Here is a 25,688-nt window from a genome sequence, read left to right on the forward strand (position 1 = left end):
GAAGTGGATGCCGCCCGGCACCACGGCCTGGCGCCGCTCCGATGAACAGCGGGATGCGCAGGCCCAACTCTCCCACGCGGGGCGGTTGTTCCTAGCGCCACTCCTCGGGCGTGTCGGGCGTGTCGAAGGTGCTCACTGGGGCGTGACCACCGCTGCCTGCGGGCGGATCGGGAGCCGGTTGACCGGGCGGCCGGTGGCCGCGCGGACCGCGGAGGCGACCGCGGCCGGTGCCGTCACGACCGGGACCGCGCTGACGGACTTGGCGCCGAAGGGGGCGACGACGTCCCGCTCCTCGACCAGTTTGACGATCCGGATGTCCGGGGCGTCAAGCGCGGTCGGCAGGGCGTAACCGGTCAGGTCGGGGTGACGGATCAGGCCGCGGGGCGTCCGGAGGTTCTCCGTCAGGGCGATGCCGATGCCCTGGGTCACGCCCGCCTCGATCCGCGCGGCCAGCTGGGTCGGGTTGAGGATCCGGCCCACGTCCTGGGCGACCGCCAGCTCCACCACGCGGACCGAGCCCAGCTCGATGTCGACGTCCACCACCGCGCGGATCGCGCAGAAGGCCAGGCCCACGAAGGCGTCGCCCTGCCCGGAGCCGTTCAGCGGCTCGGTCGGGTGCGGACGGCACTGCGCGGTTGCCCACAGCTCCTTGCCGTCCATCGCCTCGGTGACGGTGGTCGACAGCACACCGTCGTACGAGGTGATCTTGCCGTCGGTGATCTGCAGCAACTCGGTGGACATGCCGAACTTGTGCGCGAGGGGCTGCAGAAGCTGGGTGCGGACCATCTTCGCCGCGCGCTCCACCGCGCCGCCCGACACCCAGGTGTGCCGGCCCCGGCAGCCCGCGCCGGCCGGCGGCTGGTCGGTGTCGACCGGCGCCACATGGACTTCCTCGATGCCGAGGGTCTCCTGGACGATCTGCCGGGCGAGGGTGGTGAAGCCCTGGCCGGTCTCGACGGCCGCGCACAGCACGGTGGCGACCCCGTCGTGGACCTTGACCGTCGCCGTGGACACCTCGTCGGCGCCCTCCGCGCCGAGCATGTGCACCATGCCGAGGCCGTAGCCGACGCCCCGGCGCACCGCGCCCGGTTCGCCCGCGCCCTCGGGCCCGCCGGGCAGCAGCCACTCCTCCTCGGGGGTGTCCTTGGGCAGGGCGGGAAGCGGGAAGTCCCGTACCGCCTGCAGGAGTTCGGCGACCGGGGCGGGGCATGTCACCGTCTGGCCGATGGGCAGGACGTCGCCGGTCGCCAGGACGTTGCGCAGGCGCAGTTCGGCCGGGTCCAGGCCCAGCTTCTTGGCCAGCTTGTCCATCTGCGCCTCGTAGGCGGCGCACACCTGCATCGCGCCCTCGCCGCGCACATGGCCGGAGGGCGGGTTGTTGGTGCGTACGGCCCAGCCCTCGATGAAGGCGTTCGGGACGACGTACGGGCCGCACGCGAAGGAGACCGCGGCGGCCAGGGATTCGGCGGAGGTGTCCGCGTACGCGCCCGCGTCCAGCAGGACCTGCGCCTCCACCTTCACCAACTTGCCCTCGGCGTCCGCGTGGTGGCGGTAGCGCAGCAGGGTGGGATGGCGGTGGGCGTGACCGAGGAAGGACTCCTCGCGGGTCGCCGTGAGCTTCACCGGGCAGCCGGTCTTCAGCGCGAGCAGGCCGAGCGGGAGCTGGAAGCCCTGGTCCTCGCGGTCGGCGGTGGCGCCCGGCACCCCGGTGACGACGATCTTCACCCGATCCGGGGACAGGCCGTAGCAGGCCGCGGCCGAGTTGCGATCGCTGTGCGGGTCGGTGGAGGCCAGGTACAGCTCGACGCCGCCGTCGGGACGGGGCACGGCGAGACCTGCCTCGGCACCGATCGGGGCCGGGTCCTGGCGCCCTATCCGGTACAGGCCCTCGACGACGACCTCGCCGGCCGCCTCCGGATCGCCGTGGTGCAACGGGATGTGCCGGATCAGATTGCCGTCCGGGTGCAGGGGTTCCGCCTCGAAGGCCTGCTCCGGGTCGGTGACGGGATCGAGTACTTCGTACTCGACGATGACGGCGGCGGCGGCCATCCGCGCGGTGTCCGGGTGGTCGGCGGCGACGGCGGCGATGGGCTCGCCGTGGTGGCGTACGACCTCGGAGGCGAACACCGGCCGGTCGGGGGTGCCCCGGCCGTGGCGCGGGGTGCCGGGCACGTCCTCGTGCGTGACGACCGCGCGTACGCCGGGCATCTCGCGCGCGTGGCTGGTGTCGACGGACACGATGCGCGCGTGCGCGTGCGGGGAGCGCAGCACGGCCGCCCACAGCAGGCCCTCGGCCCACAGGTCGGCCGCGTACGGGAAGGTGCCCTCGGTCTTGGCGCGGGCATCGGCGTGCGGCAGGGAGGCACCGAGGCCGTGCGGCAACGACTCTGCCTCGGCAGCGGGTTCCGCGGCAGTGGTCGCCGTGGCGGCTTCGTTGCTCACGCCTGGCCTCCGTCCTGGCCGTAGTGCGGGTCGTGCGGGTCGTGCGGGCCCGGTGTGCCGTGCGGCGGCGTGCCGTACGGGTCGGGCGCGCCGTACGGGTCCGGTGCGTCGCCGTAGGCGGCCGCGGCGGCCGGCGGCGTGTCGAACGCGCCCGGCGCCTCGAACGCCGACGGGTTGACGCCACCGGAGCCGGGACCCGCCTGGTGAGGGATACGTACCTCGTCCGCGTCCGTCTCGGCGTCGCCGGCGGCGGCGTGGGACGACGCCTCGCGTTCGGCGACGACCTCCTTGACAGCGTCGAGCACGCCCCGGTAGCCGGAGCAGCGGCACAGGTTGCCGCACAGCGCCTGCCGGGTCTCCAGCTCGGTCGGAGCCGGGTTGCCCTCCAGCAGGTCGTGCACGGTCATCGCCATGCCCGGCACGCAGAAACCGCACTGCACGGCACCGCACCGGGCGAGCGCGCGCTGCACGTCGGAGGGCTGTCCGTCGGCGGCCAGGCCCTCGACCGTACGCACCTCGCAGCCGGCCGCGGTGACCGCCGGGGCCAGGCAGGAGGCCACCAGACGGCCGTCGACCTGGACGTTGCAGGCGCCGCACTCGCCCTGCGAGCAGCCGTCCTTGGCGCCCGCCAGACCGAGCCGCTCACGCAGGACGTACAGCAGCGACTCGCCGATCCAGGCGTCGGTGACGGGCCGGTCGACGCCGTTGACGCGCAGGACGTACGACGCGAGCGGGTGGTCGTCGTGCGGCGGGGGCGCGGGGTGCTCCTCGGCGGCCGCCTCCGGGCGGGGCGCGGTGTCCTCGCCGGTGGTTTCGGTGCCGCTCCCGGGCGTGTCGCCCTCCCCCGGTGCCTCAACGGCCCGAGAACCACGCCCATCCGGTGCCGGATCCGGTACGGCTGTCCCGTGCGCGTCGGCGGTGTGCTCCGGTACGGCTGCTGCGGCCGGGGGCCGGGGTGCCGCCGGGGCGGCGGTCACTGCGGCGCCGGGCGCGTCAGCCGTGGCGGGCGTTGTCGCGGCCTGCGGAGCCTCGGAGGTTCCTGCGGGGCCGCCGTGGCCCGCCGGGCCGTCAGCGGGGCGCCCAGAGGCCTTCGCGGGGCCGTGGTCGTCCACGTCCGGCATCGCGGCCGGCTCGGCATCCGGTTCCGCCGACCCGGTGAACTCGCCTGGGTGACCGGCCTCGACGTGCGCCTGCGCGGCGTCGACGCGCCCGGCGTCCGGCTGCCCGGCCTCTTCGTGCCCGGTCTCCTCGTGAGGGGCCGGGGCTTGCCCGTACCGCTCGTCCGGGGCGTACTGACCGTCGGGCGCGAACTGCCCATCCGGCACGTACTGCTCATCGGGTGCATACCGCTCACCCGACGCGAACTGCTCGTCGCGCACATACCGCTCGTCCCGCGCATATCCCTGCGCCCCCGCACCATCCGGCGCCGGGACCGGCGCGGCCGAACCGCCCGCCGGGTGCGCGTCCGTGTGGTCCGGCAGGCCGGGGTGACCGGGGTCCGCGGGGCGGTCCCAGGCGCGGCCCGCCTCCTCCGTCGCCCAGGGGGCGGGCGCGCCGCCGGGCAGCGTGGCCGGCGGGGTGCCGCCCCACTGTTCGACCAGGGAGGACGTGGTGAACTCGCCCGATTCGTCCGGAAGGTCACCGCCGGCGACCGGGATGGACCACTGCCCGGTGACGTCGCGTCCCGGCGCGGCCCCGGTGACGTCGCGTCCCGGCGCGGCCGGGGCTGCCGCGGGTTCCTCGAAGGTCCACTGCTGGGTCGCGCCGGGCCGGTAGGTGAACCGGTCGTCCGCGGCCGGCGCCTGGGGCGTGGCGTTCGGGTCGGGCCACTGGACGCCGCTCGCGGGCGCGGTCCAGGTGCCGGGCGCGGCGGGATCGTCGGCACCGGGGGCGGCCGTTATCCGCGGCGGCACATAGCCGTGTCCGGGCGCGGCCAGCGGGCTGTCGCCGGACAGCAGGGCGTCGATGCCGCCCTCGGGGAGCTTGACGAAGGCGGTGGCGCCGTCGTCGTAGTCGCCCTGGGGCAGCGGGTCCCAGCGTCCGCCGCCCTGGGGCGTGCCCTGTCCGTGCTGGTCGTCGGTCACGACAGCGCCCTCCCCAGTGCTCGTCGGGCCAGTGCGGCGACGGTGCGCCGCAGGTGCAGTACGGCGGGCGGAAGCGGGGTCACCGAGCCGTCGGGCTCCGGTACCGGGTCCGGGATGCAGGCCGCGGCGACGTACTCGCCGAAGGCGTTCAGGGCCTCCGGGACGAGCGCGCGGTCGTTGTCCCAGTCGATCAGCTGCGCGACCCACTGCTCGGCATCCAGGGGCCTGAGCGGCATCGGCGCTATGGCGCCCACGGCGCACCGCACTCCGCGCCGGGCGGGGTCGAGGACGAGCGCCACGGAGGCCAGCGCCCGGCCGGGGCCGGTGCGGCCGGTCGCCTTCAGGAAGACCTGCGGGGCGTGCAGCAGCGGCACGCGCACGTAGCCGATGAGTTCGCCGCCGCGCAGCATCTCCACGCCGGCCAGCAGGTGCGACACCGGGATCTCCCGGCGGGCACCGCCCGGGCCCGCGATGATCAGCGTCGCCTCCAGGGCGGCCAGGACCGGCAGCGCGTCACCCGTCGGAGCGGCCGAGGCGATGTTGCCGCCGAGGGTGCCCGCGTTGCGGATGTGCGGCGGGCCCGCGGCGCGCGCGGCGGCGGCGAGCGCCGGGATCAGGGCCGCGAAGTCGGGGCGTCCCATGCGCGCGTGCGTGAGGCCCGCGCCGAGCAGCGCGTGGCCGTCCTGGTACTGCCAGCCGCGGATCTCGCTGATCCGCCCGAGGCCCACCAGGGCGGCGGGCCTGAGCTGGCCGGAGTTGACGGCGGCCATGAGGTCGGTGCCGCCCGCGACGGGCACGGCGGTGGGCACGGCGCCGAGGGCCGCCACCGCCTCGTCCAGCGTCGTGGGCAGCGTGACGGCCTGCGCCGCCTGCGGTGCGTGCGTGGTCAAACCGGCTGCCCCTTCCCGCTGCCCCACCTGGTCCCACCTGTGTGGCCGTACGGTACGTGCTCACAGGGCGGACGTGGCAACTCTGGCACATCTTCGCAAGGGCCGAACGCGGGGGTCCGCTAGGAGGCATTCGCCCACCTCATCGCGGAGATGGTCCGTTTTCACACGGCATCACCGGTGCGCACCGATTGACACTCTTTGGTGATCCTTGGAGCGTTTTTCCAGCACTTGTTCGGGACAGTCGGCTGGACGGCACGGTCACTTGTTCGGGGGCTGTCCCTCGATCGGGCGGCCGGGGACACCGGGGCGCCGCTGCCATGGCCGGGGCCCGGCGGGCGGCCGGTAGGCGACGCCGAGGGCGTCAAGTCGCGCGTAATGGGCGGCCATACGGCGTTCGAACCCGGCGAAGTCCCGTTCCTCAGGGGCGGGCAGCCGGCTCCAGGCCACCTCGGCGAAGGCCGCGAGCCGGGGGAAGGCCTGGTAGTCCACGCGCGCGGCGTCCTCCAGCACCTCGGTCCAGACGTTGGCCTGAGTGCCCAGCACATGCAGGGCCTCCGCCTCGGTGAGGTCGGCCGGGACGGGTTCGAACCGGTAGACGTCCTCCAGGGTGCGCACGAACCCGATCGGCACCGGCTCGTCCTCGCCCGGGGCCTGACGGTGGTCCAGATACACGAACTGCTCCGGGCACATGACGACGTCGTGGCCGGCCCGCGCGGCCGCGATCCCGCCGCCGTAGCCGCGCCAGGACGACACCGCGGCGCCCTTCGCGAGGCCGCCCTCCAGGATCTCGTCCCAGCCGATGAGGCGGCGCCCGCGCGCGGCGAGCCAAGCGTCGAAGTGGCCGATGAACCACGACTGCAGCTCGTCCTCGCCGGCGAGGCCGAGGTCCGCGATCCGGTTCTTGGCGGTCACCGACCCGGTCCACTGCTCCTTGCGGCACTCGTCGCCGCCGACATGGATGAACTGCGAGGGGAACAGCTCCAGGACCTCCTCGAACACCCCCTCGTAGAAGCGCAGGGTGGTGTCAGTGGGGGCGAGTACGTTGGCGGAGATCCCCCAGTTGTCCCAGACGTCCAGGGCGGTGGTGTCGATGACATCGGAGTTGCCGAGTTCCGGATACGCGGCGATGGCGGCCTGTGAATGGCCCGGTACGTCGATTTCCGGGACGACGGTGATATGCCGCTCGGCGGCATAGGCGACGATCTCCCGGATGTCGTCCTGGGTGTAGTAACCGCCGTGCGGTTTCTCCTCCCACAACGGCGATGCGCGGTGACCGAATTTCGACCGCGCCCGCCAGGAGGCGGTTTCGGCCAGCTTCGGATACCGCTTGATCTCGATCCGCCAGCCCTGGTCGTCGGTCAGATGGAAGTGGAAGACGTTGAGTTTGTGCGCGGCCATCAGATCGAGATAGCGCAGCACACCGTCCTTGGGCATGAAGTGCCGGGCCACGTCGAGGAGAAGGCCGCGCCAGCGGAATCGGGGCGCGTCGCGGATGGTGACGGCCGGGAACTCCCACTCGGTCCGGCCGCTGACCGGAGCGCGCCGGAAGGCCTCCGGGCCCAGCAGTTGACGAAAGGTCTGGGCGCCCCAGAACAGACCGGCCTCGCTCGCGCCGTCGATGCAGACGAGATATCCGTCGGCACACAGCTGATAGCCCTCGTCACTGCCGAGTGCGTCCGCGAGCGCGGGGTTGATCCGCAGCAGGATGCGGCAGCCGCTGTCGCGCAGCGGGGCCAGCGGCAGCCCGGTCCCCGCGCCGACGGTCGTCCGCAGCCAGCGCGCGACCCGCTCGGTGCCCTCCGTGGCCTCGATCTCGGTGTCCGCGTCGATGACGAATCCGGTTCCGCCGCCGGGCAGCGAGGCCGCGAGGCCGGCCGGCGCGGGGATCAGCGACACGTCGGGTTCCGGGAAGAGGGGTTTGTCGCTCATGCCGCCCGCCGCACCTCCGCCACGCGCGTTGCACTGAGTGCAACGACCGTTCCACTGTGCACAACTGCGAGGAGGCTACAGGTCTCGACCACTCATGACCAGAGAACACGAGGACCCCCGGAACGCGCGCACCGCGCACGCGACCGGGGGCCTCACGACCTCGGACAGACGAGTCCTGGACGGATCCTTTACTTGTCGCCGCCCTTGCCGCCCTTGTCGTCGCCGCCGCTGCCCATGGATTCGTAGATCTCCTTGCACATGGGGCACACGGGGTACTTCTTCGGGTCGCGGCCCGGCACCCAGACCTTGCCGCACAGCGCCACGACGGGGGTGCCGTCGAGGGCGCTCGCCATGATCTTGTCCTTCTGGACGTAATGGGCGTAGCGCTCGTGGTCACCGTCGCCGTGGGACACCTGCGGCGTCGGCTCTACGAGGGTCCCCGTACCAGTCCCGCGCTCGGGCTCAAGAGTGCTCATACCAGCCAGGGTACTGAAGCACACACGTATCAGTTGAGCGAAGGGTCGTCCGGATATGTGGCCACCATCGCCAGTTCGTTGCGCTGGCGGCGCAGGACCTCGCGCCAGAGTCTTTCCGGGGCCGGCGAGGAGACGTCGCCGGGCTCCGACTCGACCACGTACCAGGCGCCCTCGACCAGCTCGTCCTCCAGCTGGCCGGGGCCCCAGCCGGCGTATCCGGCGAAGATTCTCAGGGAACCGAGGGCCGCGGCGAGCAGCTCGGGCGGGGCCTCCAGGTCGACCAGGCCGATCGCGCCGTGCACCCGGCGCCAGCCGAGCGGGGCGAGGTCGCCGTTCGCACCGCCCGGGATGACCGCGACGCCGAGCGCCGAGTCCAGCGAGACGGGACCGCCCTGGAAGACCACACCGGGCTCGCCGGCCAGGTCGGCCCAGCCCTCCAGGATGTCGCCCACGTCCACGGGGGTCGGGCGGTTGAGGACGACACCGAGGGAGCCCTCCTCGTCGTGGTCGAGAAGGAGCACCACCGCGCGGTCGAAGTTCGGGTCCGCCAGGGCGGGAGTGGCCACGAGCAGCCGCCCTGTGAGCGAGGACACCTCGGTCATGCCAGAAATGATCCCGCATCTTCCCCCGGAGTGGGGAGCCAACGGGGGTGCGGGAGTGAACGCAGCTCAGGGAGCGCGGAAGCGCCCCAGGCGCACGTCCGGGGCCGGTGACCCCATGTGCCCGAAAGGGAACGGTTCGTGTTGTGACACAGCTATGACGTGGCTGGGTGGTACTTGGGCTTACGGGAGGGGGGTAATCGGCGATTACCCTGTCTTCCCGGCCCCTGCGCACAGTGATCGGCCGGCCCCTGCCCGACTCATCGGAACGCGAGATACATGACCGTCAACGACGATGTCCTGCTTGTCCACGGCGGAACCCCGCTGGAGGGCGAGATCCGTGTCCGCGGTGCGAAGAACCTCGTACCGAAGGCCATGGTCGCCGCCCTGCTGGGCAGCGCGCCGAGCCGACTGCGCAATGTTCCCGACATCCGTGACGTGCGGGTCGTCCGCGGCCTGCTCCAGTTGCACGGGGTGACGGTCCGTCCGGGCGAGGAGCCCGGCGAGCTGGTGATGGACCCGACGCACGTCGAGAGCGCCAATGTGGCTGACATCGACGCCCATGCGGGTTCCAGCCGTATTCCGATCCTGTTCTGCGGTCCGCTGCTGCACCGTCTCGGCCACGCGTTCATTCCCGGCCTCGGCGGCTGTGACATCGGCGGCCGGCCCATCGACTTCCACTTCGACGTGCTGCGGCAGTTCGGCGCGACCATCGAGAAGCGCGCGGACGGCCAGTACCTGGAAGCCCCTAAGGGTCTGCGCGGTACGAAGATCCGGCTGCCGTACCCGTCCGTGGGCGCGACCGAGCAGGTGCTGCTGACGGCCGTAATGGCCGAGGGCGTCACGGAGTTGTCCAACGCGGCCGTCGAGCCGGAGATCGAGGACCTCATCTGCGTGCTGCAGAAGATGGGCGCGATCATCGCGATGGACACCGACCGCACGATCCGCATCACCGGTGTGGAGAGCCTCGGCGGCTACACCCACCGTGCCCTGCCGGACCGCCTGGAGGCCGCGTCCTGGGCCTCGGCGGCCCTCGCGACCAACGGCAACATCTATGTCCGCGGCGCCCAGCAGCGCTCGATGATGACGTTCCTGAACACCTACCGGAAGGTGGGCGGCGCCTTCGAGATCGACGACGAGGGCATCCGCTTCTGGCACCCCGGTGGCCAGTTGAAGTCCATCGCACTGGAGACGGACGTACACCCCGGTTTCCAGACGGACTGGCAGCAGCCGCTGGTGGTGGCCCTGACGCAGGCCACGGGCCTGTCCATCATCCACGAGACGGTCTACGAGTCCCGTCTGGGCTTCACCTCGGCCCTGAACCAGATGGGCGCCCACATCCAGCTCTACCGCGAGTGCCTGGGCGGCTCGGACTGCCGTTTCGGCCAGCGCAACTTCCTGCACTCCGCGGTCGTCTCCGGCCCGACCAAGCTGCAGGGCTCCGACCTGGTCATCCCCGACCTGCGCGGCGGCTTCTCGTACCTGATCGCGGCCCTGGCGGCCGAGGGCACGTCCCGCGTCCACGGCATCGACCTCATCAACCGCGGCTACGAGAACTTCATGGAGAAGCTCGTGGAGCTGGGAGCGAAGGTGGAACTGCCGGGCAAGGCCCTCGGCTGACGGCACACCACCCAGCTCCGGCCCGGACACCCGGCGGTGTTCTTACGACGATGGGGCGGCACCCGGAAACCCGGGTGCCGCCCCATCGTCGTTATGCACAGTGCCCCTACGCCGTCCCGTTGGCACAGGGGCGGCAAGGTCACTTGCCCTTGGCCGCTTCCTTGAGCTTGCTGCCCGCGGTGACCTTCACGCTGTAGCCGGCGGGGATGTTGATCGGCTCGCCGGTCTGCGGGTTGCGCGCGGTGCGAGCGGCACGGTGGGTGCGCTCGAAGGTCAGGAAGCCGGGGATGGTGACCTTCTCGTCGCCCTTGGCGACGATCTCGCCGACGGTCTCGGCGAACGCGGCCAGCACGGCGTCGGCGTCCTTGCGGGTCACCTCGGCGCGATCGGCCAGCGCGGCCACCAGCTCACTGCGGTTCATGTTGTTACTCCCGTGTTTTTCTTGCCGTTGGGGTGTGCCACGCGGCGGATCCGCCCGAGGCACTGCGATGCCGATGCGCTCGCGCCCAGGGACGCATCCTGCCCCTACCTGCGGCGGTAAAGCCAATCCGGCACCCGTAGGAGTCGTGAGAACACCCTGGGGAGTCACACGAAAAGCGCCCGCTCGGCGTCACCCTAGAGCGCGCCCGGCACCAGCTGGTTCCACGACGCGCCGGTGCGGGGGCAGCCGTGGTGATCCTCACAGCCTCCACACAGTACAGGGCGGGAAAATCAGCCCTTCCGGCGCTCGACGACGTGGCCGTGCGGGCCGAAGCGGGGGGTCCGGGGACAGCGGCCCCGGTACCCGCCCGCAGCAACGCCGGTCGCCTACTCGGCCGACGCCGACGCGCCGACGGCCTTCGCGGCGTCGCGCACCGCTCCGGCGACGGCGCCCGCGACCTTGTCGTTGAAGACACTCGGGATGATGTAGTTCGGGTTCAGCTCGTCCTCGGTCACCACGTCGGCGAGGGCCTGCGCGGCGGCCAGCATCATCTCGGTGTTGACGGTGCGGGACTGGGCGTCCAGCAGGCCGCGGAAGACACCCGGGAAGACCAGCACGTTGTTGATCTGGTTCGGGAAGTCGGAGCGGCCGGTGGCCACGACGGCGGCCGTCTGACGGGCGACGGCCGGGTCGACCTCGGGGTCGGGGTTCGCGAGCGCGAACACGATGGCACCGTCGGCCATGGCGGCCACGTCGTCGCCGTCCAGCACATTGGGTGCCGAGACGCCGATGAACACGTCCGCGCCGCGCACGGCCTCCTTCAGAGTGCCCGTGAGGCCCTCGGGGTTGGTGTTGTCCGCGATCCAGCGCAGCGGCGAGTCGGCCGGTGCGCTCACCAGGTCCTCGCGGCCGGAGTGGACGACACCGTGGATGTCGGCGACGACGGCGTTCTTCACACCTGCGGCGAGCAGCAGCTTGAGGATGGCCGTACCGGCCGCGCCGGCGCCGGACATGACGACCCGGATGTTCTCGATGGCCTTGTCCGCGACGCGCAGGGCGTTGGTCAGGGCGGCGAGGACGACGATGGCGGTGCCGTGCTGGTCGTCGTGGAAGACGGGGATGTCGAGGGCCTCGCGCAGCCGGGCCTCGATCTCGAAGCAGCGCGGCGCCGAGATGTCCTCAAGGTTGATGCCGGCGAACCCGGGGGCGATCGCCTTGACGATCTCCACGATCGCGTCGGTGTCCTGGGTGTCCAGGCAGATCGGCCAGGCGTCGATGCCGGCGAAGCGTTTGAAGAGGGCCGCCTTGCCCTCCATGACGGGCAGCGCGGCCTTGGGGCCGATGTTGCCGAGGCCGAGCACGGCGGAGCCGTCCGTCACGACCGCAACGGAGTTGCGCTTGATGGTGAGGCGGCGGGCGTCCTCGGGGTTCTGGGCGATCGCCATGCAGACACGGGCCACACCCGGCGTGTAGACCATGGACAGGTCGTCACGGTTGCGGATGGGGTGCTTGGACTGCATCTCGATCTTGCCGCCGAGGTGCATCAGGAACGTACGGTCGGAGACCTTGCCGAGGGTGACGCCCTCGATGCCGCGCAGCTTCTCGACGATCTCCTCGGCGTGGGCCGTGGAGGTGGCCGCGATGGTCACGTCGATACGGAGCTTCTCGTGGCCGGACGCGGTGACGTCGAGGCCGGTGACCGAGCCTCCGGAGGACTCCACGGCGGTGGTGAGCTGCGAGACGGCGGTTCCGCTCGCGGGCACCTCCAACCGGATGGTCATCGAGTAGGAGACGCTGGGCGCCGTTGCCATGGCCGACTTCCTCTGCTTTCACCGTGTCGCGAGTTGTGCCGTCCGATCGTCGCACCTACCCGCGAGTACCTGATAGTCGCCCGGGGTTGCGGACGTTTTGTTCACAGGGATCGGCAGGCAGGTGCGTGGTTTCGGAAAACCACTTCCACCATACGAGAAATGATCAGGCGGGAAAAGGGGTGCGCACCCCAAAGAAAGAGACCCACATCACGGACGTGATGTGGGTCTCCCACAAGTTCATGACACCGACCCGCCATGCTCGCCTCGCGGCAAGTGGTCCCTCGCAGGGACGAAGGTTGGGCCCGGGGGCTTGGATCGGGCCGGTGCCACACCAAGGCTAACAAACCGACGTCGTACGGCCATTCCCGTCCGGGATGTTCACAGGAAAGTCAGTCGCACAGCAGATCGGAAAGTCAGTCGCGCAGCAGATCCGGCACCCCGGCCGCGTCCGGCTCGTCCCGCTCCCCCGACACCACCGTCAGCTGCTGGGTGGCCCGGGTCAGCGCCACGTACAGCACGCGCAGCCCGGCCGGGGACTCGTCGGCGATCTCCGCGGGCGACACGACGACCGTCGCGTCGTACTCCAGCCCCTTGGCCTCCAGGCTGCCGAGCGCCACCACCCGGTCGCCGAGCCCGGCCAGCCACCGCCGGGCCTCCTCGCGCCGGTTCATGGCGACGACCACGCCGACCGTGCCGTCGACCAGGCCCAGCAGCCGCTCGGCCTCGGCCCGCACGGTCCGCTCCGCCGAATCCCGTACGACCGTGCCGTGTCCGTCGCTCGTTGTCACAAAACGCGGCTCGACGCCCGTGGACCGCACCGCGCGCGGCGACTCGGAGCCGGGCATGGCGAGCGCGAGCACCCTGGCGGCCAGCTCGGCGATCTCCGCCGGGTTGCGGTAGTTCACGGTGAGCTGGAAGCGGCGCCGGGGCCGGGTGCCGAGGGCCTCGTCGCGGGCCTCGGCCGCCTCGTCCGGGTCGGACCAGGAGGACTGGGCCGGATCGCCGACGACCGTCCAGGTGGCGTGCCGGCCGCGACGGCCGACCATGCGCCACTGCATCGGCGTGAGGTCCTGCGCCTCGTCCACGATGACGTGTGCGTACTCGGTGCGCTCCTGCGCGAGCCGCTCGGCCCGCTCCCGCTGGCTCTCCTCGCGCACCGGCATCAGCTCCTCCAGGCCGGTGAGCTGGTCCAGCGGATCGAGCTCGCGCTTCCTGCGGGGGCGGGCCGGGGCGCCGAGGATCGCCTGCAGCTCGTCCAGCATGGCGATGTCGTGCACGGTGTGGCCGTCCCGCTGCAGGGCGCGGGCGACCTTGCGGACCTCGCCGGGGTTGAGGATCCGGCGGGCCCAGCGGCCGAGCCGCTTCTCGTCGGCCATGGCCTTGAGGACCTGCTTCGGGGTCAGCTCCGGCCACCAGGCGTCGAGGAACGCGATGAAGGCGTCCTCGGTCGTGACGTCCTCGTCGAAGGAGGAGCGCAGCTCGGCGGCCAGCTCCGGGTCGGCGTGCCGGGCGGCCGCCCCGGACTTGGCCCACAGGGCGTCCAGAAGCAGCTTGCGGGCGCGCGGTCGGAGCAGGTTGACGGGCGCGGTGCCGCCGAGGGCGGTGCGGCGGACCCGGTCCAGCTCGGCCGCCTCCAGCTCCAGCCGGCGCCCGAAGGCGACGACGCGCAGGCGGGCGGGCGGGCCGTCGAAGGCCTGCGGCCCGGCGTCCTCGTCCCGGGCGGGCCGGGCGGTGGGCCCCAGCTCCAGCGCGCCCCGGGCGGCCTTCCGCAGCACCTTCAGCATCCGGTACGAGCCCTTGGCGCGGGCCACGGACGGGGAGTCGTACAGCGTGGCCTCGGCGCCGACGGCGTCCACGGCGAGTGAGCCGATCGCGCGGATCGCGACCTGTCCCTCCTCGCCGAGCGAGGGCAGCACGCCCTCGGTGTAGGCGACGAGGAGCGGGGTCGGGGAGACGATGAGGATGCCGCCCGCGTACCTGCGTCTGTCCTGGTAGAGCAGATAGGCGGCGCGGTGCAGGGCGACCGCGGTCTTGCCGGTTCCCGGCCCGCCCTCGACATAGGTGATGGAGGCGGCGGGGGCGCGGATGACCAGGTCCTGCTCGGCCTGGATGGAGGAGACGATGTCCCGCATGGTGTGGCCGCGGGCCTGGCCGAGCGCGGCCATGAGGGCGCCGTCGCCGATGACCGGCAGCGTGCGGCCGTCCAGGCGGGCGGTCAGCTCGGGTCGCATCAGGTCGTCCTCGACCCCCAGCACCCGGCGCCCCTTGGACCGGATGACCCGGCGCCGTACGACCCGGCCCGGGTCCACGGGCGTGGCCCGGTAGAAGGGCGCGGCGGCCGGCGCCCGCCAGTCGATGACCAGCGGCGCGTAGTCCTCGTCGAGGACGCCGATGCGCCCGATGTGCAGGGTCTCGGCGATGTCGGCGGTGTTGTCGTCCCGCACGGCGCCTTCGGCGGGCTCCACGGCGGTGTAGGCCCCGTCGGGGCCCTTCTTCCCGTCCTTGCCGAGCAGCAGGTCGATCCGCCCGAAGAGGAAGTCCTCGAACTCGTTGTTGAGCCGGTTCAGGTGGATGCCGGCCCGGAAGACCTGCGCGTCCCGCTCGGCCAGCGCGCCCGGGGTGCCGACCTGTCCGCGCTTGGCCGCGTCGTTCATCAGGAACTCGGCCTCGTGGATCTTCTCCTCCAGCCGCCGGTACACCCGGTCCAGGTGTTCCTGTTCGACGCTGATCTCCCGGTCACGGACGGAGTCGTGTGCGTCGTGTACCGAGCCGACCGCGGACTGCTGAACCTGAGCGGCCACCGGGCCCCCTTCTGACGTGCTGGGCAGCCGTCAACCGTACGCGAAGGGGGGCCCTCAAAGCTACGGCGTGGTGCGGCCGGGGCGGCCGCACCACCCGGGCGCGCGCGAGGCTGTGACGGTGTGCGGCGCGCTACGCCTGCACCTGCACGATTTTCTTTCCGTCGAAGGTCACGACCTCGAAGTGGTCGATCTCGTTCGGCTTGAAGGCCGCCGCGCCGCCGATGTAGAGCGGCTTCTTGGACTCCTCGGTCTTCGCGGTCGGGATGCCGTAGCCCCAGTTCGGCACGGACCAGGAGGACATCGTCACACGCTGGCCGTTCTTCGCGACGAGCACCAGCGAGCACTTCAGGGGGCCCGTGACGTTCTTCAGCTCCAGGACCGCCTGGGTGCCCCAGTCCTTCTGCTGCATGCCGACGGTCGCACTGGCGTGGGACGTCGGGTCGGTGGCCGACACCTTGTTGGCCATGGCCTCGAAGGTGGTCTGCGCGGAGGACGCGGTGACCTGGCCGCCTCCGCCCGACGAGCCGCTGTTCGCGGCGATGGCGGCCAGCGGTCCGGCGATGATCAGGGCGGCCGCCGCGGCGATCATGTAGAAGGAACGCCGCCGCTTCTGGGCGCGCTTCTCGGCGACCTCGTCGACCAGCTTCTCCACCAGCCGCGGGCTGGGCCTGGCGGACAGCGAGTCGCCGATCGCGGGGGTGCTGCCGGCGCCCGGCAGGTCCGCGAGCGCGGCGAGCATCGGCTCCATCCCGGCCAGCTCGTCCAGCTGCTGGGCGCACCACTCACAGCCGGCGAGATGCGCCTCGAAAGCGGTTGCCTCGGCGTCGTCGAGAATCCCGAGGGCATAGGCGCCGACGGTCTCGTGCTCGCTCGGCACCGAAGATCCCTGGTTGGGGCTCATGGGGCCAGACATACCCGGACCACCCATGCCGAATCCCTGCATCCCCCCGTATCCACTGCTCATCACGCCGTCACCCCCCGCTCCTCCAGTGCCAGCTTCATCGATCGCAGGGCATAGAACACCCGAGACCGCACCGTGCCACTGGGTATGCCCAGTGTCTCGGCCGCCTCATTGACCGTACGCCCCTTGAAGTACGTCTCGACGAGGACCTCCCGGTGGGCCGGGGTCAGGTCGTCGAGCGCGTCCGACAGCGTCATCAGCCACAGCGCCTTGTCGATCTCGTCCTCCGCGGGGATGACCTCCAGCGGCGACGGATCGACCTCCTGCGGCCGGGCCTGCCGGCTGCGGTGGCCGTCGATGACGATGCGGCGCGCGACCGTCACCAGCCAGGGGCGTACCGATCCGGTCGCCCGATTGAGCTGACCGGCGTTCTTCCAGGCACGGATGAGCGTTTCCTGTACGACGTCCTCGGCGCGCTGCCGATCACCGGCGACCAGCCGCAGGACATACGCGAGCAGAGGTCCGGCGTGCTCTCGGTACAGCGCACGCATCAGCTCCTCATCGGGTTCCGAGGGCTGCGAGGACATGCGATGTCGGGCCCTCGATCCACGTTCATTGGCCACGGCCGCATCCTTGCGCACGCCCACCTCCGGTGTCCGGGGGTTCCCCCAGTCGGTCGCTCGCCCACCCGTACGGAAACGAGCGTTGAGGTGTTCAAACGGAGGTGACAGTTTTCTCGGGGGTGACGTGACGACAGGGACATGCGAGCACATTCCTCCCGCATGATCTTTACATTTCCGACACATCGGAGGTGGGTCGTCCGGGATGGCAGAGCTGCCCGGCTGGGTCGGCCGAGAAACCGGGTGTTACGCAAATCACGCCCGGGCGAGCCGGGTTCAGGCGGGTCGGGGCGCGGTCGGGGCCCGCTCAGGCTCGGGTGAGGGCGACCCGCCGCCGGTGCCGGGCCACCCGCTCCCGGTTCCCGCAGACCTCGCTGGAGCACCATCGCCGGCGCCGCCCGCGGGAGGTGTCCAGGTACACGAGCGGGCAGTTGTCCCCTTCGCACTCCCGTACGGCGGCCCTGGCGACGGGATCGGTGAGCAGCTCGATGGCGTCCCGGGCGACGACGGCGAGCAGCTCCGCGCACGTCGGCGGACCGGCCAACTCCCTGATGAGGCGACCGTCTTCGGCGGGTACGGCGAGCGGGGCCGGGGTCGAGGCGCGGGCGGCCTCGTTGACGCGGGCGAGGGAGCGGTCCCACGACGGAGGATCCACGGCATGCGGAGCCCGCACCAACCGCCCGATGTGCGCCCGCAGTTCACGGAACCCGGCGAGCCAGGGGCCGTCGGCGTGGGCCAGCGGCGTACCCTCCGGCACGAGCCCCGCCCCGCCGATCCACGCGCACAACGCCTCGGCGGAGTCCAGCCGTTCGGCCGGATGCGTGGTCGCGAGGAGATCGAGACAGATCCGTCCGGCGTCGAAACGCAGCTCGTACGCGGGCGTGGCCGTACCCAGTGCCATGTGCCTGTCACCGCCTAGGCAGGAAGCGTGGGGGAACCGAAGGGGGCTCTTCTCTTCACAGTGCCCGCCCGGACGCCAGGCCGGAACCCCTCGTACCGGGCTGGACGCACGCGCATGCGAACGCGCGCCTCGGCCATGTCCGGGACCGGGGCCTCCGGGTTGCCTGAAGACATGACGAACACACCCACCAGAATCGCCGTCCTGATCGCGGCGACGATCACCGTGGGTTTGAGCGCCGGGGTCTTCTACATCTTCGCCCTGCGCGGTGATGCCGGCCCTGGCCCGCGGCGACGACCGGACGTATGTCGAGGTCATGCGGAACATCAACACCGTGATCCAGAACCCGGTGTTCTTCCTGAGCTTCATGGGGGCGCTGTTGCTGACGGGACTGTCGGCGTGGCAGCCGCGCGGCACACCGTGCACGAGGTGGGCCAGAACGCGGTCCGGGCGGTGGGCTCGGCGCCGGCCCTGGGACACCCGACCCGAGCACTGCTGCTGTACGGCCGCCTCGGCCGCTCCGCGTAGGCGCCGATCCGGTTGACGCAACCGATTGGTTGCCATAGTGTCGCAATCAGTTGGTTGCTATACATGTGGAGGCAGCTATGGCATTCCCCGATCGCATCGAGCGGACCGTCGAGATCGCGCACCCGCCGGCCAAGGTGTGGGCGGCGCTCACCACGGCCGAGGGACTGAGCGCCTGGTTCGGCGACAAGGCCGGGATCGATCTGCGCCCGGGCGGCTCGGCCTGGATGAAATGGGACGGCGGCCACTCCGCCGACATGCGGGTGGAACGGGTGGAGGAGCCGAGGGTGTTCGGCTACACCTGGCGCATGGCCGGACTGCCCGAGGACGATCCGCGCCGCACCTATGTGGAGTTCACGCTCGAACCGGTCGCCACCGGCACCCGGCTGACGGTGGTCGAGACCGGCTTCGCCCAGCTGCCGGACGACGTCTACCGCACGGAGTACGACGGCCACACCGAGGGTTGGGCGCGCGAGCTGGGCGAACTGGTCGACTACCTCGATGCCGCAGCCTGATGTCGAGGCGGTCGCCGAACAGGTCTTCGCCGCTCTGGCCGACCCGACCCGGCGCACCGTCCTTGCCGCGCTGGCCTCCGGGGGACCGGCCACCGCCACGGACCTGGCCGGACGGTTGCCGATCACGCGGCAGGCGATCGCCAAACACCTGGCCCTGCTGGCCGAGGCCGGACTGGTGACGGCCGAACCGGGTGAGCGGCGCCGGGTGCGGTACCGGTTGCGGACCGCGCCGATGCAGGTGGCACAGCAGTTCCTGGCCGCGCTGGCACGTGACTGGGACAGTCCGCTCGACGCGCTGAAGGATCACCTCGACGAGCAGGCGCGCGGATCATCGTGACGGGGTCCGGCGCCGCCCGCACCCACTGCGGAGGGAGCACCGACGGTGAACGCGGAATTCCGCCGGCCGGCCGAGCCGGCGATCGCACTGGGGATGACGCTCGCGACGGCCGCGGCATGCTGGGCGGCCGCGGTCCGGCTGATGCACGGCATGGACATGGGGGTCGCGACCAGACCCGGGGCGTCGGGGTTCTTCGCCGCGACGTGGACGACGATGATGGCGGCGATGATGCTGCCGGGCGCGGCTCCGGCCGTCGCCCGGCACGTCCGCGCGACCGGCGGGCTGCGCACCGCGCTGCCGTTCACCACGGGCTACGTGGCCGTCTGGGCGCTCGCGGGTGTCGTGGCGTACGCGCTGGACCGGCCGCACGGCTCGACGGCCGCCGGCGCCGTGGTGATCGCGGCGGGCGCCTATGAACTCACGCCGGTCAAACGGTACTTCCGGCGCCGCTGCCGTGAGGCCGCCGGTTCCGGGCTCAGGTACGGGTGGTACTGCGCCGGTTCGAGCGGCGGGCTGATGGCGATGCTCGTGGCGCTGGACGTGATGAGCCCGTTGTGGATGGCGGTGGTCGCCGTCCTCACCTGCGCCCAGAAACTGCTGCCCGCGAAGACCGCGATCGACGTTCCGCCGGCACTGGCGATCGTCGGGCTCGGAATCGTGATCGTCATCGCGCCTTCGCTGGTTCCGGGGCTGCTCATGCCACCAGGGACATGACGACACCGAAGAGGAAACGGGACAAGAAACGGAGAACAGACCATGACCGGTCACAAGACGGGGACACGCGAGGAGTGGCTTGCCGCGCGGCTGGAGCTGCTCAAGGCGGAGAAGGAGCTGACCCGGCGCGGCGACGAGCTGACCCGGCGCCGGCAGGAGCTGCCCTGGGTCCGGGTGGACAAGGACTACCGCTTCGAGACGGACGAGGGGACGGTGTCGCTCGCCGACCTGTTCCAGGGCCGCTCGCAGCTGCTCGTGTACCACTTCATGTTCGGGCCCGACTACACCGCCGGATGCCCTTCCTGCTCGGCGATCGCCGACGGCTTCAACGGCTCCGTGGTCCATCTCGCCCACCACGACGTGATGTTCTGGGCGGTCTCGCGGGCCCCGCTCGCCAAACTCCACGCCTACCGGCAGCGGATGGGCTGGAGCTTCCCGTGGGCGTCGTCCCACGGCAGCGACTTCAACTTCGACTTCGGGGTGGCGCACACCGAGGAGGAATGGGAAGCGGGAGTCGTCGCGTACAACTTCGGTGCGGAGGACCTGCGGCCGGCGACGGCCGACGAGAAGAGTTCCCGCGACGCCTTCACCCGCTCCATCGTCGGCACGGACTGGCAGACGTACCGCCGCGAAGGACCCGGTGTGAGCGCGTTCGCGCTGCAGGACGGCACCGTCCACCACACCTACTCGGCGTACGCACGCGGCCTGGACGCCCTGTGGGGCATGTACCAGTGGCTCGACCGCGCACCCCTCGGCCGTAACGAGACCGGCTTCTGGTGGCGCCGCCACGACGAGTACGACGGCCGGTGAGCGACCACCCGGTGGGCTACGCGTCCGCGTACTTCGCGTCCGCCGCCGGGTCCAGGGCCAGGCGGTAGCCCCGCTTCACCACCGTCTGGATCAGCTTCGGCGACCCCAGAGCCGTACGCAGACGGGCCATCGCCGTCTCCACCGCGTGTTCGTCGCGGCCCGCGCCCGGCAGTGCCCTCAGGAGTTCGGCCCGGGGCACCACCCAGCCGGGCCGCCGGGACAGGGCGCGCAGCAGCGACATGCCCGCCGGCGGCACCGGCCTGAGGTCGCCGTCGACCAGGACCGCATGGCCCCGGATCTCCACCCGGTGCCCGGCGATCGGCAGCGAGCGGGCCCGGGCCGGGAGTTCCTGGCAGAGCAGCTGGACCAGAGGGCCCAGCCGGAAGCGTTCCGGCTGGATCGTGTCCACGCCGTGCGCCTGCAGCGGGATCGCCGTGACCGGGCCCACGCAGACCGCGAGGACGTCGTGGCACAGGGCCGACAGCAGGTCGGGGAGCAGGCCTCGGGTCTCCGCCCGGGAGAGCAGGGACGCGGCCGCAGGGGCGCTGGTGAAGGTGAGCGCGTCCAGGGACCGGGCGACCGTCGCGTCCAGGAGGCGGTCCAGCGGGGTGATGTCCTCCGGGGGCATCCAGCGGTACACCGGCACCGGGACCACCTCCGCTCCCCCGGCCCGCAGGGACTCCACGAAGCCCGGAAGCGGTTCGCCGTGCAGCTGTACGGCGATACGGCGGCCCTCCACACCCTCCTCCAGGAGCCGGTCCAGGACCTCGGCCAGGGACTCCGAGGAAGGTGACCACTCCTCCGTCAGGCCGGCCGCGCGGATCGATCCCTTGACCTTGGGGCCCCTGGCCAGCAGTTCGGCGCCGCGCAGCCGGCCGAGCAGCTGCTCGCCGAGACCCCAGCCGTCGGCGGCCTCTATCCAGCCCCGGAAGCCGATCGCCGTCGTGGCCACGACCACGTCCGGCACCTGGTCGATGATCCCCTTCGTGGCGGCGAGGAGCTCGCCGTCGTCGGCGAGCGGCACGATGCGCAGGGCGGGGGCGTGCAGGACCGCCGCACCGCGCCGCTGCAGCAGGGCGCCCAGCTCTTCCGCCCGGCGCGCGGCGGTGACACCCACGGTGAATCCCGCGAGCGGACCGTGCTCAACGGCTCCGGTGTGCTGCTCTTCGTCGTACATGGGGCTCTCCTAGCTGACCGGCACGCCGAACGAGCCTGTCAACGGCGCATGACAGGCTCGGTTCGACTTCATTGCACCGGTGTTACGTCACACTTCCGCGTAGCTGAGCTGCGGTTTTGTCTCCTGTGTAGCCATGGTCGCAGCCTGCTTCGCCGGGCGCCGAAGGTATACGGCCCATGTCACCCCGAAGCAGAGGCCGTAGAAGGCGAGGAAGGCGACGAACGCGCCGGTGCCGGAGCCGTAGGAGAGGAAGGACTGGCGGAAGGCCAGGTTGATGCCGACCCCGCCGAGCGCGCCGACCGCGCCGATGAGCCCCATCGAGGCGCCGGACAGACGGCGGCCGTAAGCCACGGCCTCCTCCCCTTCCAGGCCCTTGGCCAGGGCCTTTGCCTGGAAGATGCCGGGGATCATCTTGTACGTCGAGCCGTTGCCGAGGCCGCTGAGCACGAACAGCGCCACGAAGACGCTCACGAACAGCGCCAGCGACTTCTGCTGGCTCGCGACGATCAGGACGGCGGTCGCGGCGGCCATGGCGACGTAGTTCCACAGGGTGATGCGGGCACCGCCGTACCGGTCGGCGAGCCGGCCGCCGAGCGGCCGGATCAGCGAGCCGAGCAGTGGGCCGATGAAGGTGAGGTAGGCCGCCTGCAGCGGCGTACGCCCGAACTGGATCGTCAGCACCTGCCCGAAGGCGAAGCTGTAGCCGATGAACGACCCGAACGTCCCGATGTAGAGGAAGGACATGATCCAGGTGTGCGCGTCCTTGACGGCGTCCTTGGCCGCGCCGGTGTCGTTCTTCACCGTCGCCAGGTTGTCCATGAAGAGGGCGGCCAGCACCGCGGCCACGACGATCAGCGGGATGTAGATGCCCAGCAGCAGGCGCGGGCCGCCGCTGGCGCCGATGACCGCGAGGGCGACGAGCTGGATGACGGGCACGCCGATGTTGCCGCCGCCCGCGTTCAGGCCGAGCGCCCAGCCCTTCTTCTTCAGCGGGAAGTAGGCGTTGATGTTGGTCATGGAGGAGGCGAAGTTGCCGCCGCCGATACCGGCCAGCAGGCCGACCCACAGGAACGTGGTGAAGGACGTCCCCGGCTCCATGACCGTGTAGGCCGCGATCGTCGGGACGAGCAGCAGACTCGCCGAGATGATCGTCCAGTTGCGGCCGCCGAAGACGGCCACGGCGAAGGTGTAGGGGACGCGTACGACGGCGCCGACGAGGGTGACCATCGAGGTCAGCAGGAACTTGTCGGCGGGGGTGAGGCCGTACTTGGGGCCCATGAACAGGACGAGGACGGACCACAGGGTCCAGATCGAGAAGCCGATGTGCTCGGAGAGGACGGAGAACCACAGGTTCCGGTTGGCGATCCGTTCCCCGGTCGCCTTCCAGAACCCCTCGTCCTCCGGGTCCCAGCGCTCGATCCAGCGGCCACTGCGACGGGTTGGGGCTGAGGGGGCTGGTGTTGGGGCTGGGGCTGTCATCACGCCTCCACGGGGGCTCCGGCTGCTCGGTCTGCCGTCGACCTGCCATCGACTGACTGAGCCCGAAGGTAGGGAGGGCGCGTTTCCTGCCTGTGGCTGTGAGTGACCGGAAGGGAACGTTGCTCTCACTCGCGGGGAGGCGGACCGGTGAGGGCAGGCCGCCGGGGCCTCAGGAGGCGATCCGGTACCGGTGCTCCGGGCGGCCCGTCGCGCCGTAGCGCAGAATCAGCCGGACCATGCCCTCCTTGACGAGGTACGACAGGTAGCGCTGGGCCGTGGCCCTGGAGACGCCGGTCAGTTCCGCGGCCTCGGCGGCCGACAGATCGCCGTGCGCGGCGCGCAGGGCCTGCTGGACGAGGGCGAGCGTGGGCGCGGAGTGGCCCTTGGCCGGCACCCGGGGGACGGCCGGTGGCCGGACCGCGCTGAACAGGGCGTCCACATCGGCCTGTTCGGTGTCCGTGGTCTCCCCGAGGGTGTCGACACGGTGCTGGAGTTCGCGGTACGAGGTGAGCCGCTCGGCCAGGTCGGCGGCGCCGAAGGGCTTGACCAGGTAGCCCACGGCACCGAGTTTCATGGCGGTGCGGACCGAGGCGATGTCCCGGTCCGCGGTGATCATGATGGCGTCGGGGCGGGCGCCGCCCGCGTCCCCGGTGAGCCTCCGCAGGACGTCCAGTCCGCTGCCGTCGGGCAGGAAGATGTCGAGGAGGAGCAGGTCGGGGCGGAGGTCGCGCGCCGCCGCCAGGGCCTCGGTCACGCTCGCCGCCTCGCCCACCACCTCGTAGCCCTGGACCCGGGACACGTAGTCGCAGTGGATGTGGCTGACCCGGAAGTCGTCGTCCACGACCAGGGTGCGGATCATCAGCGGTCACCTCCCACGGGCAGCGCCTTCGTGAAACGTTCCTCGCCCGCCGGTACGGGAACCGGCAGCCGTACGGTGAACACCGCGCCCGGGCCCTCGCTGACGGTGACCGCGCCGCCGTGCCGTGTCACCAGGCGGTGGACCAGGGCAAGACCGAGACCGCGCCGGGCGGTGCCCCTCTCGGGCCGGGTCGACCAGCCGTCCTCGAAGATCGACTCGCCGGCGCCGGGCGGGATACCGGGGCCCGTGTCCGCCACCCGTACGGTCGTGCCTTCCGCGTCCTCGGTGAGCGTGAGCCGGACCGCGCGTCCCCCCGGCGGGACAGGCCCGTCGCCCGCCGCGTCGATGGCGTTGTCCAGCAGGTTGCCGGCGATCGTCAGCAGCCGGCGCAGATGCGGCGGGTCCTCGCCCAGCGCGGAGTCGTCGTCGAGTACGACGCGCACCCCGCGTTCGGCGGCGACGGTGGTCTTGGCCACGACCAGGCCGACCATCAGCGGGTTGCCGATCCGCCCCCGCACGGCCTCGGTGAGCGCCTGCCCGGCGCCGGCCGACTCCACGGCCAGCTCGTACGCGTCGTCGTGGGCCCCGATGTCCAGCAGCCCGGCGAGCGTGTGCAGGCGGTTGGTGAACTCGTGCTGCTGCGCCCGCAGCGCGTCGGTCAGTCCGCGCACGGAGTCCAGCTCCCGCAGCAGCCCGACCAGTTCGGTGCGGTCGCGGACGGTCACCACCGCGCCCAGTTCGCGCCCGCGCAGGGTCACCGGCATCCGGTTGACGACCAGACAGTGCTCGTCGGTCAGCACGCTGATGTCGGTGCCGGTCAGGGTCCCGTCCAGGGCCCGGCGCAGCCGTCCGTCGGGCAGCACCTCGGCCAGGGTGCTGCCGAGCGCGGTGCCGAGGCCGAGGAGACGGCGGGCTTCGTCGTTCACCACCGTGATCCTGCCGTTCGGGGCGAAGGCGAGCACGCCCTCGCGGATACCGTGCAACATCGCCTCACGGTCCTGGAGCAGCCCGGCGATCTCCTCCAGCTCCAGTCCGAACGTGATCCGCTTCAGCCGCCTGGCCAGCAGATACGCGGCCGCGGAACCGAGCGCCGTGGCGATCGTGGCGTACACGGCGAAGGTGGGCAGTTCGCTCCACAGCTCACCGAGCACCGTGTGTTCCGGGATGCCCACCGACACCTCGCCGACCAGCTCGCCCGTCGGCCCGTACAGCGGGACCTTGCCGTTGGCGGAGCGCCCGGTCGCGCCCTGGTCGGTGCCGACGTGCGGGAGGCCGTCGCGGACCGCGATCGGCTCGGTCACCGGCGACCCCACCAGCTGCGGCATGGGGTGCGAGTGGCGGATGCCGTGCAGGTCGATCACCACGACGTACGACGCCCCCGACGACTGCCTGATGCGTTCGGCGACGGCCTGCACCACGTCTCCCCCACCCTCCTGCATGGCCCGCCGGATCTGCGGGTCCGCGGCCGTCGTCTTGGCGATGGCGACGGCCCGCTCCTCGTAGGTGCGATCGAGTGCGGAGCGCTGCGCGAAGGCGAACAGGACGAATCCGATCACGCCGGTGAGCGCCAGGATGACGAGCTGGCTGGCCAGGATCCGCGCGGACAGTCTCCCCCTCCCGCCGCGCCCGATCCGCATACGGATGGGTGTCACAGGTGCCTCATCGCCCCTGTTCTGGATGGTGCCGGGCCGGCCCTGCGCCGGACCCGTGGTGGCGTGATTGTGCCTGATGGCCGAATTTCTGCCCACCCCCGTATCACTGAGCAGAACGAGCAGAACCC

Annotated in this window: 22 protein-coding genes; 6 read left to right on the plus strand and 16 right to left on the minus strand. The window is 71.6% G+C overall.

From position 1 onward, the window contains the following. Positions 1–132: 132 nt before the first annotated feature. The 6 genes from AV521_RS16655 to AV521_RS16680 form a co-directional block, all read right to left on the minus strand. Complete coding sequence (locus AV521_RS16655; protein ID WP_076089059.1) at positions 133–2,442, minus strand: xanthine dehydrogenase family protein molybdopterin-binding subunit; 2,310 nt, start codon at positions 2,440–2,442, stop codon at positions 133–135. Then, positions 2,439–4,526, minus strand: coding sequence for a (2Fe-2S)-binding protein (locus AV521_RS16660; RefSeq protein ID WP_076089061.1), 2,088 nt, complete (start codon positions 4,524–4,526; stop codon positions 2,439–2,441). The genes AV521_RS16655 and AV521_RS16660 overlap by 4 nt, the downstream gene beginning before the upstream one ends. Beyond that, the gene (locus tag AV521_RS16665; protein ID WP_076089063.1) at positions 4,523–5,416 is read right to left on the minus strand and encodes a xanthine dehydrogenase family protein subunit M; all 894 of its coding nucleotides are present in this window, start codon (positions 5,414–5,416) and stop codon (positions 4,523–4,525) included. The genes AV521_RS16660 and AV521_RS16665 overlap by 4 nt, the downstream gene beginning before the upstream one ends. 258 nt (positions 5,417–5,674) lie before the next feature. Next, positions 5,675–7,345: a beta-N-acetylhexosaminidase gene (locus AV521_RS16670; protein ID WP_107480932.1), complete on the minus strand. Its 1,671-nt coding sequence runs from the start codon at positions 7,343–7,345 to the stop codon at positions 5,675–5,677. Positions 7,346–7,533: 188 nt separating this feature from the next. Next, entirely contained in the window at positions 7,534–7,821 is a 288-nt protein-coding gene (locus AV521_RS16675; RefSeq protein ID WP_076089065.1) for a DUF3039 domain-containing protein, read from the minus strand. A gap of 29 nt (positions 7,822–7,850) precedes the next feature. Further along, a complete protein-coding gene (locus AV521_RS16680; protein ID WP_069780554.1) occupies positions 7,851–8,423 on the minus strand; it encodes a YqgE/AlgH family protein in 573 nt (190 codons plus the stop codon). Positions 8,424–8,699: 276 nt separating this feature from the next. On the opposite strand from AV521_RS16680, the gene murA reads away from it, so the two are divergent. Next, entirely contained in the window at positions 8,700–10,040 is a 1,341-nt protein-coding gene (gene murA, locus AV521_RS16685; RefSeq protein WP_076089067.1) for a UDP-N-acetylglucosamine 1-carboxyvinyltransferase, read from the plus strand. 139 nt (positions 10,041–10,179) lie between these two features. Here the strand turns inward: murA and AV521_RS16690 are convergent, their stop codons facing one another. The 6 genes from AV521_RS16690 to AV521_RS16715 form a co-directional block, all read right to left on the minus strand. After that, entirely contained in the window at positions 10,180–10,461 is a 282-nt protein-coding gene (locus tag AV521_RS16690) for an HU family DNA-binding protein (protein WP_023550134.1), read from the minus strand. A gap of 386 nt (positions 10,462–10,847) precedes the next feature. Continuing rightward, positions 10,848–12,272 (minus strand): NAD-dependent malic enzyme, encoded by a 1,425-nt coding sequence (locus AV521_RS16695; RefSeq protein ID WP_076089069.1) that lies wholly within the window; start codon positions 12,270–12,272, stop codon positions 10,848–10,850. A gap of 413 nt (positions 12,273–12,685) precedes the next feature. Further along, positions 12,686–15,073 (minus strand): UvrD-helicase domain-containing protein, encoded by a 2,388-nt coding sequence (locus tag AV521_RS16700; protein ID WP_076089071.1) that lies wholly within the window; start codon positions 15,071–15,073, stop codon positions 12,686–12,688. Positions 15,074–15,203: 130 nt separating this feature from the next. After that, positions 15,204–15,974, minus strand: coding sequence for an anti-sigma factor (locus AV521_RS16705; RefSeq protein ID WP_256725569.1), 771 nt, complete (start codon positions 15,972–15,974; stop codon positions 15,204–15,206). A 62-nt stretch (positions 15,975–16,036) separates the two neighbouring features. Next, positions 16,037–16,621 (minus strand): sigma-70 family RNA polymerase sigma factor, encoded by a 585-nt coding sequence (locus AV521_RS16710; protein WP_030167252.1) that lies wholly within the window; start codon positions 16,619–16,621, stop codon positions 16,037–16,039. A gap of 280 nt (positions 16,622–16,901) precedes the next feature. Then, a complete protein-coding gene (locus AV521_RS16715) occupies positions 16,902–17,495 on the minus strand; it encodes an ABATE domain-containing protein (RefSeq protein WP_076089075.1) in 594 nt (197 codons plus the stop codon). A gap of 396 nt (positions 17,496–17,891) precedes the next feature. Between AV521_RS16715 and AV521_RS50840 the strand changes: the two genes are divergently transcribed. The 5 genes from AV521_RS50840 (at position 17,892) to AV521_RS16740 (ending at position 20,393) form a co-directional block, all read left to right on the plus strand. Next, a complete protein-coding gene (locus AV521_RS50840; protein WP_256725575.1) occupies positions 17,892–18,020 on the plus strand; it encodes a hypothetical protein in 129 nt (42 codons plus the stop codon). Positions 18,021–18,097: 77 nt separating this feature from the next. Next, positions 18,098–18,532, plus strand: a complete 435-nt coding sequence (locus tag AV521_RS16725) for an SRPBCC domain-containing protein (protein WP_076089077.1) — start codon at positions 18,098–18,100, stop codon at positions 18,530–18,532. After that, positions 18,519–18,869, plus strand: coding sequence for a helix-turn-helix transcriptional regulator (locus AV521_RS16730; RefSeq protein WP_076089079.1), 351 nt, complete (start codon positions 18,519–18,521; stop codon positions 18,867–18,869). The genes AV521_RS16725 and AV521_RS16730 overlap by 14 nt, the downstream gene beginning before the upstream one ends. A gap of 45 nt (positions 18,870–18,914) precedes the next feature. After that, positions 18,915–19,583 (plus strand): DUF2182 domain-containing protein, encoded by a 669-nt coding sequence (locus AV521_RS16735; RefSeq protein WP_076089081.1) that lies wholly within the window; start codon positions 18,915–18,917, stop codon positions 19,581–19,583. A 42-nt stretch (positions 19,584–19,625) separates the two neighbouring features. After that, the gene (locus AV521_RS16740) at positions 19,626–20,393 is read left to right on the plus strand and encodes a DUF899 domain-containing protein (protein WP_076089083.1); all 768 of its coding nucleotides are present in this window, start codon (positions 19,626–19,628) and stop codon (positions 20,391–20,393) included. 16 nt (positions 20,394–20,409) lie between these two features. Here the strand turns inward: AV521_RS16740 and AV521_RS16745 are convergent, their stop codons facing one another. The 4 genes from AV521_RS16745 to AV521_RS16760 all read right to left on the minus strand — a co-directional run bounded on the left by AV521_RS16745 (position 20,410) and on the right by AV521_RS16760 (position 25,560). Beyond that, positions 20,410–21,570: a uroporphyrinogen-III synthase gene (locus AV521_RS16745; RefSeq protein ID WP_076089085.1), complete on the minus strand. Its 1,161-nt coding sequence runs from the start codon at positions 21,568–21,570 to the stop codon at positions 20,410–20,412. Between the two features lie 87 nt (positions 21,571–21,657). Further along, positions 21,658–23,049 carry a NarK/NasA family nitrate transporter gene (locus AV521_RS16750; protein WP_076089087.1) on the minus strand — a complete coding sequence of 464 codons (1,392 nt, stop codon included), beginning with the start codon at positions 23,047–23,049 and terminating at the stop codon, positions 21,658–21,660. Between the two features lie 169 nt (positions 23,050–23,218). After that, positions 23,219–23,908 (minus strand): response regulator, encoded by a 690-nt coding sequence (locus AV521_RS16755; RefSeq protein ID WP_076089089.1) that lies wholly within the window; start codon positions 23,906–23,908, stop codon positions 23,219–23,221. Further along, positions 23,908–25,560, minus strand: coding sequence for a sensor histidine kinase (locus tag AV521_RS16760; protein WP_256725570.1), 1,653 nt, complete (start codon positions 25,558–25,560; stop codon positions 23,908–23,910). The genes AV521_RS16755 and AV521_RS16760 overlap by 1 nt, the downstream gene beginning before the upstream one ends. Positions 25,561–25,688 lie beyond the last annotated feature (128 nt).

Origin of the sequence: Streptomyces sp. IMTB 2501, assembly GCF_001953885.1 — a bacterium.
GTDB lineage: Bacteria > Actinomycetota > Actinomycetes > Streptomycetales > Streptomycetaceae > Streptomyces.

Excerpts from the sequence above, each read along its gene's own strand:
- AV521_RS16740 (WP_076089083.1), top strand. The coding sequence starts at position 19,626 with ATGACCGGTCACAAGACGGGGACACGCGAGGAGTGGCTTGCCGCGCGG.
- AV521_RS16725 (WP_076089077.1), top strand. The coding sequence starts at position 18,098 with ATGGCATTCCCCGATCGCATCGAGCGGACCGTCGAGATCGCGCACCCG.
- AV521_RS16745 (WP_076089085.1), bottom strand. The coding sequence starts at position 21,570 with ATGTACGACGAAGAGCAGCACACCGGAGCCGTTGAGCACGGTCCGCTC.
- AV521_RS16695 (WP_076089069.1), bottom strand. The coding sequence starts at position 12,272 with ATGGCAACGGCGCCCAGCGTCTCCTACTCGATGACCATCCGGTTGGAG.
- AV521_RS16755 (WP_076089089.1), bottom strand. The coding sequence starts at position 23,908 with ATGATCCGCACCCTGGTCGTGGACGACGACTTCCGGGTCAGCCACATC.
- murA (WP_076089067.1), top strand. The coding sequence starts at position 8,700 with ATGACCGTCAACGACGATGTCCTGCTTGTCCACGGCGGAACCCCGCTG.
- AV521_RS16680 (WP_069780554.1), bottom strand. The coding sequence starts at position 8,423 with ATGACCGAGGTGTCCTCGCTCACAGGGCGGCTGCTCGTGGCCACTCCC.
- AV521_RS16715 (WP_076089075.1), bottom strand. The coding sequence starts at position 17,495 with ATGGCACTGGGTACGGCCACGCCCGCGTACGAGCTGCGTTTCGACGCC.
- AV521_RS16675 (WP_076089065.1), bottom strand. The coding sequence starts at position 7,821 with ATGAGCACTCTTGAGCCCGAGCGCGGGACTGGTACGGGGACCCTCGTA.
- AV521_RS16730 (WP_076089079.1), top strand. The coding sequence starts at position 18,519 with ATGCCGCAGCCTGATGTCGAGGCGGTCGCCGAACAGGTCTTCGCCGCT.
- AV521_RS16690 (WP_023550134.1), bottom strand. The coding sequence starts at position 10,461 with ATGAACCGCAGTGAGCTGGTGGCCGCGCTGGCCGATCGCGCCGAGGTG.
- AV521_RS16670 (WP_107480932.1), bottom strand. The coding sequence starts at position 7,345 with ATGAGCGACAAACCCCTCTTCCCGGAACCCGACGTGTCGCTGATCCCC.
- AV521_RS16705 (WP_256725569.1), bottom strand. The coding sequence starts at position 15,974 with ATGAGCCCCAACCAGGGATCTTCGGTGCCGAGCGAGCACGAGACCGTC.
- AV521_RS16750 (WP_076089087.1), bottom strand. The coding sequence starts at position 23,049 with ATGACAGCCCCAGCCCCAACACCAGCCCCCTCAGCCCCAACCCGTCGC.